Here is an 11,661-nt window from a genome sequence, read left to right as displayed (position 1 = left end):
CGGGCCAGGAACAGTCACTATGCTAAAACCCATTCTGCTGGTCGAAGACAACCCGCATGACCTTGAACTGACGCTGGTGGCGCTGGCCAAAAGCCAGCTCGCCAACGAAGTCATCGTCGTGCGCGACGGCGCCGACGCGCTCGACTACCTGCTGCGGCGCGGCGAATTTGCGGAGCGCCAGGAAGGCAACCCTGCCGTCACCCTGCTCGACCTGAAGCTGCCAAAGGTCGACGGGCTGGAAGTGCTGGAAAAAATCCGCGCCACGCCAAGCCTGAAATCGATGCCGGTGGTGATGCTGACCTCGTCGAAAGAGGAACAGGACCTGGTGCGCAGCTACGAGCTGGGCGTGAACGCGTATGTCGTGAAGCCGGTGGATTTCAAGGAATTCGTGCGCGCGATCGCCGATCTCGGGATCTTCTGGGCGGTGCTGAACGAGCCGCCTCCGGGCTCGCACCGCTACGTGCCGCCGGCCTGAACAGCAGTCATTACGCATGGAGTCGGGAGCGGTTCGCCGCCCGCTCCACCCTAGGCCGGCACCACCGGCTCCGGCTTGCCGGCCACTCCCGCGCCACGCGCGCGGCGCAGCAGGTGGCGGATGCGGGCGCTGAGCGCATCGGGATGATAAGGTTTCTGCAGCAGGTGCACCGAGGCGCTGACTTTGCCCTCGTGCGCCAGCACGCCTTCGGCATAGCCCGAGGTATACAGCAGCTGCGCCTGCGGCAGGTGCTCGCGCACCGTTTCACCCAGTTGCAGGCTGCTGACCGGGCCCGGCATCACTACGTCGGAGAACACCAGGTCGATATGGCGCCCGCTTTCGACGAGTGCGATCGCACCGGCCGCGTCGCAGGCTTCCAGCACCTCGTAGCCGAGCGCGGACAGGATCCCGCAGGTGGCATTGCGCACGTCTTCCTCGTCTTCCACCACCAGGATCGTTTCCAGGCCGCCGTAGAGCGGCGCGTCCGTCGCTTTTTCCGGCGCTGGCGCCTCCATGCTGCTCCTGGGCAGGAAAATACGCACGCTGGTGCCGCGGCCCACTTCGCTCTCGAGCACGATGTCGCCGCCGGACTGCTTCACGAAACCGTAGGCCATCGACAGTCCGAGTCCCGTTCCCTGCCCGACCGGCTTGGTGGTGAAGAAGGGTTCGAAAGCGCGCTGCAGCACCTCGGGCGCCATGCCCTTGCCGGTGTCGGCCACTTCGATCATCACGTATTCGCCCGGCGCAATGCCTGGCGGCAGAGGGGCGCCAGGCGTGCCGGCATTGCTTGCCCGGATAAGCAGGGTGCCACTCCCGCCCATCGCGTCGCGCGCGTTGATGGCCAGGTTCAGCAGCACGTTGTTGAGCTGGTGGGGATCCGCGACCGTGCTCCACAGCGCGGGATCGATGTCGGTGACGATGCGCGCGTTCGGGCCCAGCACGCGGCGCATCATGTCATCCATGTCGCGCAGCAGGTGGCCCGGATTGAGCACCACCGCTTGCAGCGGCTGGCGCCGCGCGAAGGCCAGCAGGTGGGCCGACAGCCTGGCGCCGCGCTCGACGCCGGTCAGCGCCATGTCGACGCGGCTGCGTGCGGACTCGTTCAGGCCGCCGACCAGTTTCAGCAGCTGCAGGTTGCCACCGATGATCTGCAGCACGTTGTTGAAGTCATGGGCGACGCCGCCGGTCAGCTGCCCGATCGCGTCCATTTTCTGGGCCTGGTGCAGCGCCGATTCGCTCGCCGCCAGTTGCTGCTGGCTCACGCGCAGCGAAGCAAAGGCGGCATCGCGCTCGCGGCGGGCGACGCAGGCGTCGCTGTGGTACTGGACGCGCGCCACCAGCTCGCGCGGATCGGGCCACTTGACCATGTAGTCGTTGGCGCCGGCGGCGAAGGCCATCGCCTTGACCTCGGGATCGTCTTCCGAAGAAAGCATGATGATGGGGATGTGTTCGGTGTCCGGGCTGGCGCGCATGCGGCGCGTGAACTCGAAGCCGTCGAGCTCGGGCATGCGCAGGTCGACCAGCACCACGGTAACCTGCATCTCGCCAGCCAGGGCAACGGCGCGCGCAGCATCGGACTCGTAGACCAGGGCATGCTTGACACAGGTCTTGAGCGCGTGCTCGATGATTTGCTGTGCAAAAGGCTCGTCGTCGATCAGGAGGATCGAACAGGTGCTGGAATCGTCGTCGATCATCGTATCGAGACCCCATTTAACAGTATCAACGAGGCCATGTTGCATTTGTGAAGCACTAATTCTACACGATGTCCTTTGGAAATCCATCAATTCGCAATCGTGCGCGCCCCGTGGGCCTTGTACTGACAGCCCGCGCCACCACCTCCAATGCATCACGGTTTTTTTCGGACGAAGGCGATGCAGGACACAATTTGCCCGCTATGCGGGCGCGAACTGGGCACGGTCAACATCGACCGCCACCACCTTGTGCCGAAGACCTTCAAGGGCAAGGAGCAGTTTCCGATCCACAAGATCTGCCACCGCAAGATCCACTCGGCATTCACCGAGCGCGAACTGCTGCGCAGCTACCATACCTGGGACGCCCTGCGCGGGCACGAGGAGATCCGCGCCTTCATCGAGTGGGTGGCGCGCAAACCGGCCGATTTCTATACGCGTACGTATACGTCGAACGACAAGAAACGGCGGAAGTAAAACCGCATCAGGCCAGCAAAGCCGCGATCGCATCGCCCATCTGCACCGTCGTCGCCGCCCCGCCCAGGTCCCCCGTGCGCGGGCCTTCGCGCAGCACCTGCTCGATGGCCGCGAGGATTGCATCATGCGCCGCGCGGCAGCCTGGCGGCGCGTCCGGCGCATCGGCCAGGAAGCCCAGCATCATCGCCCCCGACCAGATCATCGCCACCGGGTTGGCAATCCCCTTGCCGGCGATATCCGGCGCCGAACCGTGCACCGGCTCGAACAGCGAGGGGAAATTGCGTTCCGGGTTCAGGTTGGCCGATGGCGCCAGCCCGATCGTGCCGGTGCAGGCCGGCCCGAGATCGGACAGGATGTCGCCGAACAGGTTCGAGGCCACCACCACGTCGAAGCGCTGCGGCTGCAGCACGAAGCGCGCGCACAGGATATCGATGTGCTGCTTGTCGACCGCCACTTCCGGATAGCCCTCGGCCATGGCATCGGCGCGCCCGTCCCACCAGGGCATGCTGATGGCGACGCCGTTCGACTTGGTCGCCACGGTCAGGTGCTTGCGCGCACGCGAGCGCGCAAGCTCGAACGCATACTTCAGCACGCGGTCGGTACCGATGCGGGAAAACACCGATTCCTGGATCACGATCTCGCGCTCGGTACCCGGGAACATGATGCCGCCGAGGTTCGTGTATTCGCCTTCGGTATTTTCACGCACCACGTAAAAATCGATGTCGCCCGGTTTGCGGTTGGCCAGCGGGCAGGGCACGCCCTCGAACAGGCGCACCGGGCGCAGGTTGATGTACTGGTCGAACTCGCGCCGGAATTTCAGCAGCGAGCCCCACAGCGAAATGTGGTCCGGCACCGTCGCCGGCCAGCCGACCGCGCCGAAATAGATCGCGTCCATGCCGGAGAGCTGCTCTTTCCAGTCGGGCGGCATCATGGCGCCGGTTTTCAGGTAGTAGTCGCAGCTGGCCCATTCGACATGGGTGAATTCGAATGTGATGTCGAAACGGCGCGCGGCCGCTTCCAGCACTTTCAATCCTTCAGGGAGGACTTCCTTGCCGATACCGTCGCCGGCGATGGCTGCGATCTTGAATACGCGTGTCATGGAGCACCTGTGGCAAACGAAAACCGATCGTAGCAGGCTTTGATTGACCGTGCAGAACGCAAAAAAGGCCGCGTTTGACCGCGGCCTTTCGATACTGCTTGTTCTGGCTCCCCGACCTGGACTCGAACCAGGGACCTGCGGATTAACAGTCCGTCGCTCTACCAACTGAGCTATCAGGGAATTGAGGCAACATTATAGCGGGCGGATCCGGATTTGGCGAGCCCCGCGAAAAAAAGGCGTGTCCTGCACGCCGTGACGCGCCGCGCTATAGTGCGAAGTCCCGCCGCGCGCCGGCCATCCTGGACTTCGTCATGCCCCCTACCCACGCTCTCGGCACCCCGCTCTCCCCTTCGGCCACGCGCGTCATGCTGCTCGGCTCGGGCGAACTCGGCAAGGAAGTCATCATTTCCCTGCAGCGCCTCGGTGTCGAAACCGTCGCGGTGGACCGCTATCCCGACGCGCCCGGCCACCAGGTCGCCCACCGCTCCCACGTGATCGACATGACCGACGCGGCCGCATTGGCGGCATTGATCGAGCGCGAACGGCCGCACCTGGTCATTCCAGAAATCGAGGCGATCGCCACCGACAAGCTGGCCGAGCTGGAAGCGGCCGGCCTGATCACCTGCATTCCGACCGCGCGCGCGGTGCAGCTGACCATGAACCGCGAAGGCATCCGCTGCCTCGCCGCGGAAGAACTCGGCCTGGCGACCTCGCCCTATCGTTTCGCCAGCAGCCTGGCCGAACTCGAACAGGCCTGCGCCGCGGTGGGCTTTCCCTGCGTGGTCAAACCGGTGATGTCGTCCTCGGGCAAGGGCCAGTCAAAGCTCGACAGCGCCGCCGACGTGCGCGCCGCCTGGGAGTACGCGGCCGCCGGCGGGCGGGTCGACGCCGGCCGCGTCATCGCCGAAGGCTTCATCGACTTCGACTACGAAATCACGCTGCTGACGTTACGCTCGCGCGGCGCCGATGGCGCGACCGTCACCGGCTTTTGCGAACCGATCGGCCACAAGCAGGTACAAGGCGATTACGTCGAATCCTGGCAGCCCCATCCCATGACGCCGCTGGCCCTGGAGCGCTCGCGCGCCATTGCGGCGACGGTGACGGCCAGCCTCGGCGGCCTGGGCGTATTCGGGGTCGAATTGTTCGTCAAGGACGACATGGTGTGGTTCTCGGAAGTGAGCCCGCGGCCCCACGATACGGGGATGGTCACGATGGTCACGCAAGTACAAAGCGAATTCGAGCTGCATGCCAAAGCCGTGCTGGGCCTGCCGGTCGATACGTCCCTGCGCACCCCCGGCGCCTCGGCCGTGATTTATGGCCAGCTCGATGCAAAGGGAATTGCCTTCGAGGGGGTGGCCGAGGCATTGTCGATCCCCGGCACCGACATTCGCCTGTTCGGCAAGCCGGAATCGTTTGCACGCAGGCGCATGGGCGTGGCGCTGGCCAGCGCGGCCGATATCGATACGGCACGGCAACGTGCACGCGAGGCGGCGGCCAAGGTGCGGCCGGTAGCGGGACGGGAATAAAATGAAAAAGGCCGCGTTTGAACGCGGCCTTTCGATACTGCTTGTTCTGGCTCCCCGACCTGGACTCGAACCAGGGACCTGCGGATTAACAGTCCGTCGCTCTACCAACTGAGCTATCAGGGAATTGAGCCTGGCATTATAACTGCTCAGCAATAATGCGCAAGGGGTGGACGGCAGTTGTGCTCGCCCAACGAAGAAAGGAGTACCGGTCACCCGGCACTCCTTTTCGTATTCTGGCTCCCCGACCTGGACTCGAACCAGGGACCTGCGGATTAACAGTCCGTCGCTCTACCAACTGAGCTATCAGGGAATTGTGCTGCAAAGAGCCAAGATTTTAGAGGACTTTGGCGATGGCGTCAACGACGAGATCGATATTCTTCGAGTTCAGCGCGGCGACGCAGATGCGGCCGGTATCGACCGCATAAATCGATTCTTCGCGCAGCTTGCCCACCTGATCCTTGGTCAGGCCCGAATACGAAAACATGCCGACCTGTCGGCGGACAAACGCGAAGTCGCGGCCAGGCGCGCGCTCGGCCAGTTTCTGCACCAGCGCCTCGCGCATCTCCTTGATGCGCACACGCATGCCGGCCAGCTCGGTTTCCCATTCCTGGCGCAGCTCCGGCGTGCTCAATACGGTGGCGACGACCTTGCCTGCGTGCAGCGGCGGGCTCGAGTAATTGGTGCGGATCACGCGCTTGAGTTGCGACAGCAGGCGCGCCGCCTCGTCGGCACTGTCGGCCACGACCGACAGCGCACCGACGCGCTCGCCGTACAGGGAAAACGATTTCGAGAACGAATTCGATACCAGCATTGGACCGCCCGCTTCCACGAAACGAGCGACCACCGCGCCATCTTCCTGGATGCCGGCGCCAAAGCCCTGGTAGGCCATGTCGAGGAAGGGAATCAGGCCGCCTTCCCTGACCGCGGCAATCACCTGCCCCCACTGCTCCTGCGTCAGGTCGGCGCCGGTCGGGTTATGGCAGCAGGCGTGCAGCACGACGATCGAGCCGGGCGCCATGCTGCGCAGCGAGGCCAGCATGCCCTCGAAGTTGACGCCGTGGGTAATGGGATCGTAATAGGTGTAATGGTTGACGATGAAACCGGCGCTCTCGAACAGGGCGCGGTGGTTTTCCCAGCTCGGGTCGCTGATGAATACTTGCGATTGCGGCGAAAACCGCTTGAGGAAATCGGCGCCGATTTTAAGCGCGCCGGTGCCGCCGATGGCCTGGACGGTGACCGCACGCTTCTCTTGAATAACCGCGCTGCCGGCCCCAAATACAAGCTCCTGCACCGCTTTGTCGTACGCCGCCAGCCCTTCGATGGGCAAATAAGTGCGTGGCGACAACTGCTCAATCAATTTCGCTTCGGCCTTCTGGACGCACTGCAGCAAAGGCACCTTGCCGGCATCGTCGTAGTAAACACCGACACCCAGGTTGATCTTCGCCGGGTTGGTGTCGGCGTTGAATGCTTCAGTGATGCCCAGGATCGGGTCGCGTGGCGCCATGTCGATGGCGCCGAAGAGGCTGGCTGAGGCTGTGGAAGTCATCGTGATAAACTGGATTTGTCGGTGGGTTTGCAGCAGTGCACAAACGAATACCCATTTTAGCAAAGGTCTCGAAACATGGCTGATGTATCAATCGCAACCGGTCCGGAACCGACGGTCATCACTTTCCCGAACTCCCCATTCAAGCTGCACCAGCCCTTCGCGCCCGCCGGCGACCAGCCGACGGCGATCGCCGGCCTGGTCGAGGGCATCGACGACGGCCTGATGTACCAGACCCTGCTCGGCGTGACGGGTTCCGGTAAAACCTACACGATGGCCAACGTGATTGCCCGTGCCGGCCGGCCGGCGATCATCTTCGCGCCGAACAAAACCCTGGCCGCCCAGCTGTATTCGGAATTCCGCGAATTCTTTCCGCATAACGCGGTCGAGTATTTCGTGTCCTACTACGATTACTACCAGCCGGAAGCCTATGTGCCGCAGCGCGACCTGTTCATCGAAAAGGACTCGTCGATCAACGAGCACATCGAGCAGATGCGCCTGTCGTGCACCAAATCGCTGATGGAACGGCGCGACGTGGTGATTGTCGCTACCGTCTCGGCCATCTACGGTATCGGTAACCCGAACGAATACCACAAGATGATCCTGACGCTGCGCCACAAGGATAAAGTGGCCCAGCGCGACATCATCGCGCGCCTGATCCAGATGCAATACTCGCGCAACGAGATGGACTTCGGCCGCGGCACCTTCCGCGTGCGCGGCGATACCATCGACATCTTCCCGGCCGAGCACGCCGAACTGGCGATCCGCGTCGAGATGTTCGACGACGAAATCGAGTCGCTGCAACTGTTCGACCCGCTGACCGGCCGCGTGCGCCAGAAAATCCCGCGCTTTACCGTCTATCCGGGTTCGCACTACGTCACGCCGCGCTCGACCGTGCTGCGCGCGGTCGAATCGATCAAGGCCGAACTGAAAGACCGCCTCGAGGAATTCCGCCAGCAAAACAAGCTGATCGAAGAGCAGCGCCTGGAACAGCGCACCCGCTTCGACCTGGAAATGATGGCCGAAATCGGTTTTACTAAAGGCATCGAGAACTATTCGCGCCACCTGTCGGGCGCCATGCCGGGCGAGCCGCCGCCGACCCTGGTCGATTACCTGCCGAAGGACGCGCTGATGTTCATGGACGAGTCGCACGTGCTGGTCGGGCAGCTGTCCGCAATGTACAACGGCGACCGTTCGCGGAAAACCAACCTGGTCGATTACGGCTTCCGCCTGCCCTCGGCGCTGGACAACCGGCCGCTGAAATTCGAGGAATTCGAAGGCAAGATGCGCCAGACGATTTTTGTCTCGGCCACCCCGGCCGAGTACGAAAATTCGCATGCCGACAATGTCGTCGAGCAGGTGGTGCGCCCGACCGGCCTGGTCGACCCGGTCATCATCGTGCGCCCTGCCCTGTCGCAGGTGGACGATGTGATGAGCGAGATTAACGACCGCGTCGCGAAAAACGAGCGCGTCCTGATCACCACGCTGACCAAGCGCATGGCCGAGCAGCTGACGGAATACCTGTCCGACCACGGCATCAAGGTGCGCTACCTGCACAGCGATATCGAAACCGTGGAGCGCGTGGAAATCCTGCGCGACCTGCGCCTGGGCACTTTTGACGTCCTGATCGGCATTAACCTGCTGCGCGAGGGCCTGGACTTGCCGGAAGTGTCGCTGGTGGCGGTGCTGGACGCCGACAAGGAAGGTTTCCTGCGCTCCGAGCGCTCGCTGATCCAGACCATCGGCCGCGCCGCGCGTAACCTGAACGGCGTGGCGATCCTGTACGCCGACCGCATCACCGACTCGATGCGCCGCGCCATCGACGAAACCGAACGCCGCCGCACCAAGCAGATCGCCTTCAACCTCGCCAACGGCATCACCCCGGTGGGCGTGCAGAAGAAGATCAAGGAACTGATCGACGGCGTCTACAGCAATGCCGCGCAAAAGGCGATGCTGGAAGGCGCGCAGGGCCTGGAGAATGCAGCGGCGATCGCCAAGGTCGAGTCGATGAGCGAGAAGCAGATCGGCAAGGAGATCAAGCGCCTCGAGAAGCTCATGGTCGATCACGCGAAGAACCTCGAGTTCGAAAAGGCGGCGCAAGTGCGCGACCAGCTGCATGTGCTCAAGCAGCAGGCCTTCGGGGCGCCGGGGGCGGACAATGTGGTGTCGATGTTGGGGAAATAAGAGGGGCACGGGTGTTCGGGCGGTGACGGGGGTGTTCGTAGGGTGGGCTCCGCCCACGCGGTCTCACCGCCAGCAAACCGGCACGGATGCTCCACCGCTGAGGCTTGAGTGTCCACGAAAAAAAACGGCCCGCGGGCCGTTTCGTGTTTTCGCGTTTCCGATTACTTCACGTCGAGCAGCTCGACGTCGAAAATCAGGTTCGAGTTCGGCGGGATCGGGCCGACGCCGCGGGCGCCGTAGCCGAGTTCCGCGGGAATGATGATGGTGCGCTTGCCGCCGACCTTCATGCCGGCCACGCCCTGGTCCCAGCCCTTGATGACGGCGCCGCCACCGAGCGGGAAGCTGAACGGCTCGCCGCCGACCGAGGAATCGAATTGCTTGCCGCGGCCCTTGGGCGACTTCGGCGCATGCAGCCAGCCGGTGTAGTTGACGGTGACGTTGGCGCCGGCGATGGCTTCCTTGCCTTTGCCGACGACGGTGTCGATTTTCTGGAGCTGCGGCGCGCGTGCGACCGTTGCGGCCGGGGCGGCTGGAGCGGCGGCGGCGGTGCCGGCAGCCAGGAACACGGCCAGGCCGAGTGCGGTGAATGATGATTTCATTGTTTTACCTTGGAAAGATTGAGTCGGCTGTGCGCCGTATATTAGCGCAGCGTGTGCCGGGTGTCGGCAAAAATCTGCATGACCTGGTCGAGGTGGGCCGGTTTCACGAGGTGATGATCGAAACCGGCCTCCTCGGCCAGCCTGCGGTCCTCGATCTGGCCATAACCGGTCAGCGCGATCAGGGTGGCGCCGCGCAGTTCGGGGATGGCGCGCAACTGGCGCGCCAGGGCGTAGCCGTCGGTGTCGGGCAGGCCGATATCGAGCAGCATGATCTGCGGCCGTTCCAGGCGCGCCCGCTGCAGCGCGCCGCGGCCGTCGTATTCGACCGACACCGTATGCCCCTGCACTTCCAGCAGCGTCGCCAGCATCTGGGCGGCGTCCTCGTTGTCGTCGACCACCATCACGCGCAGGGCCGTCGTTTCTGCCGAATCGTCCTCGCCGGCGGCGGCATCGGCGGCAGCGGCAACGTCATCGACCCGCGGCAGCCGGATCTCGAATTCGCTGCCCGAGGCGGGCGCCCTGCTGCGCGCGTCGACCGTGCCGCCATGCAGCGCGACCAGGCTTTTTACCAGCGCGAGACCAATCCCGAGGCCGCCCTGGGAGCGGTCCGGCGTGCGCTCGGCCTGGGTGAACAGTTCGAAGATATACGGCAGCACATCCGGCTCGATTCCGATTCCATTGTCGGTGATGGTGACCACCACCTCATCAACAGGCGCGCAGACGCGCAAGACGATCTGGCCGCCGGCCGGCGTGTACTTGGCGGCGTTGTTGAGGATGTTCGACAGCACCTGCACCAGGCGCGTGCGGTCGCCCAGCACGTGCACCGGTTCGCCCGAGAGCTCCATCGTCAGCGAATGGCGTTTCGATTCGATCAGCGGTCGCACCTGTTCCAGCGCGCCGGCCACGACCACGTTCAGGTCGAGCTCCTCCTTCTCGATAGACACCAGGCCGCGCGTCACGCGCGACACGTCCAGTAAATCATTCACCAGGTCGGTCATGTGCTCGGCCTGGCGCGCGATGATGTCGCTGGCGGTGCGCACCGCCTTGGCGTCGAGGTGGCCGAGTTTCAGCAGATGGGCGGCGGTCGTGATCGGCGCCAGCGGATTGCGCAGCTCGTGCGCCAGCATCGCCAGGAACTGGTCTTTCTGGCGATTCGCCGCGCGCAGTTCGTCCTCGACCTGCTTGCGCACCGTGACGTCGCTGCCCTCGACGAAAATCCCGGCCACGTCGCCCTGTGCGTCGCGGATCGGCTGGTAGACGAAGTCGAGATAGCGCCGCTCGAGCGGCGCGCCCGGTTCGCGCGCCACGTCCAGCGGCAGCGAGTGGCCGACGAAGGGTGCGCCGCTGGTGTAGACCTGGTCGAGCAGCTCGAAGAAGCCCTGCCCTTCGACTTCAGGCAAAGCGACACGCGCGGCTTTGCCAATCAGGTCGCTGCGCCCAATCATTTGCATGTAACTCTTGTTCGTGATCTCGAACACGTGCTCGGGACCTCGCAAGACCGCGATGATCCCCGGCGCCTGCTCGAACAGGGTCACGAGCCGCTTGTTTTCCTCGTCGCGATAGCGTTCGGCCAGCACCTGGCCGGTGACTTCGACGCAGGCGCAGTGCACGCCCGCCACGTCGCCGTTGTCGTCGCGCGCGGGGGAGTAGGAAAAGGTGAACCAGGTCTGTTCGTCGTAGCCGTGGCGATGCATCAGCAGCGGCAGCTTTTCCATATAGGTCGCTTCGCCGCCGAGCGCGTGTTCGATCAGCGGATAGATGTCGGTCCAGATCTCGGACCAGACCTCCTGGAAGGGCGCGCCCAGCGATGCCGGGTGCTTGTCGCCCAGGATGTCGCGATAGGCTTCGTTGTACAGAAAGGCCAGGTCCTTGCCCCAGGCGCAGAACATCGGGAACTTTGAACCCAGCATCAGCGACACGATGGTGCGCAGCGCCGGCGGCCAGCCGGCGGGGTCGCCCAGGGGCGAGCGCGACCAGTCGTGCGAGCGCATCAACGCGCCGACCCCGCCGCCGCCGCTGAGGAAGCGCAGTTCCTGCTGTAGTGTCGCCGCCGCGCCGGGAGTGCTCATC

The 11,661-nt window shown here is 64.1% G+C and carries 9 protein-coding genes and 3 tRNA genes; 4 read left to right on the top strand and 8 right to left on the bottom strand.

The window, feature by feature from the left end:
• Positions 1-19: 19 nt before the first annotated feature.
• Positions 20-475 (top strand): response regulator, encoded by a 456-nt coding sequence (locus tag AC56KZ_RS16570; RefSeq protein WP_497163282.1) that lies wholly within the window; start codon positions 20-22, stop codon positions 473-475.
• 50 nt (positions 476-525) lie between these two features.
• On the opposite strand, the gene AC56KZ_RS16565 is transcribed toward AC56KZ_RS16570, so the two are convergent.
• On the bottom strand, positions 526-2,169 hold the full coding sequence (locus AC56KZ_RS16565; protein WP_497163281.1) for a response regulator: 1,644 nt from the start codon (positions 2,167-2,169) through the stop codon (positions 526-528).
• Positions 2,170-2,346: 177 nt separating this feature from the next.
• Here AC56KZ_RS16565 and AC56KZ_RS16560 point away from each other — a divergent pair, with 177 nt between their 5' ends.
• Complete coding sequence (locus AC56KZ_RS16560) at positions 2,347-2,640, top strand: hypothetical protein (RefSeq protein ID WP_497163280.1); 294 nt, start codon at positions 2,347-2,349, stop codon at positions 2,638-2,640.
• A 7-nt stretch (positions 2,641-2,647) separates the two neighbouring features.
• On the opposite strand, the gene AC56KZ_RS16555 is transcribed toward AC56KZ_RS16560, so the two are convergent.
• Together AC56KZ_RS16555 and AC56KZ_RS16550 are read right to left on the bottom strand one after the other, a co-directional pair.
• Complete coding sequence (locus AC56KZ_RS16555) at positions 2,648-3,739, bottom strand: tartrate dehydrogenase (protein ID WP_497163279.1); 1,092 nt, start codon at positions 3,737-3,739, stop codon at positions 2,648-2,650.
• 104 nt (positions 3,740-3,843) lie between these two features.
• A tRNA-Asn gene (locus tag AC56KZ_RS16550) sits at positions 3,844-3,919 on the bottom strand.
• Between the two features lie 131 nt (positions 3,920-4,050).
• Here AC56KZ_RS16550 and purT point away from each other — a divergent pair.
• Complete coding sequence (purT, locus tag AC56KZ_RS16545) at positions 4,051-5,265, top strand: formate-dependent phosphoribosylglycinamide formyltransferase (protein WP_497163278.1); 1,215 nt, start codon at positions 4,051-4,053, stop codon at positions 5,263-5,265.
• 47 nt (positions 5,266-5,312) lie between these two features.
• Here purT and AC56KZ_RS16540 read toward each other — a convergent pair.
• From AC56KZ_RS16540 to AC56KZ_RS16530, 3 genes are all read right to left on the bottom strand, one after another.
• Positions 5,313-5,388, bottom strand: a tRNA-Asn gene (locus AC56KZ_RS16540).
• 111 nt (positions 5,389-5,499) lie between these two features.
• Positions 5,500-5,575: transfer RNA gene (locus AC56KZ_RS16535), tRNA-Asn, on the bottom strand.
• 24 nt (positions 5,576-5,599) lie between these two features.
• Entirely contained in the window at positions 5,600-6,811 is a 1,212-nt protein-coding gene (locus AC56KZ_RS16530; protein ID WP_497163277.1) for an amino acid aminotransferase, read from the bottom strand.
• A gap of 75 nt (positions 6,812-6,886) precedes the next feature.
• On the opposite strand from AC56KZ_RS16530, the gene uvrB reads away from it, so the two are divergent.
• Positions 6,887-8,992 (top strand): excinuclease ABC subunit UvrB, encoded by a 2,106-nt coding sequence (gene uvrB / locus AC56KZ_RS16525; RefSeq protein WP_497163276.1) that lies wholly within the window; start codon positions 6,887-6,889, stop codon positions 8,990-8,992.
• 161 nt (positions 8,993-9,153) lie between these two features.
• Here uvrB and AC56KZ_RS16520 read toward each other — a convergent pair whose 3' ends face one another.
• Entirely contained in the window at positions 9,154-9,591 is a 438-nt protein-coding gene (locus AC56KZ_RS16520; protein WP_497163275.1) for an FKBP-type peptidyl-prolyl cis-trans isomerase, read from the bottom strand.
• Between the two features lie 41 nt (positions 9,592-9,632).
• The gene (locus tag AC56KZ_RS16515) at positions 9,633-11,660 is read right to left on the bottom strand and encodes a hybrid sensor histidine kinase/response regulator (RefSeq protein WP_497163274.1); all 2,028 of its coding nucleotides are present in this window, start codon (positions 11,658-11,660) and stop codon (positions 9,633-9,635) included.
• Between the last annotated feature and the right edge of the window lies 1 nt (position 11,661).

It is taken from the genome of Telluria sp. LT2P34, from assembly GCF_059685915.1.
This window is presented reverse-complemented; position numbering and strand designations above follow the sequence as displayed.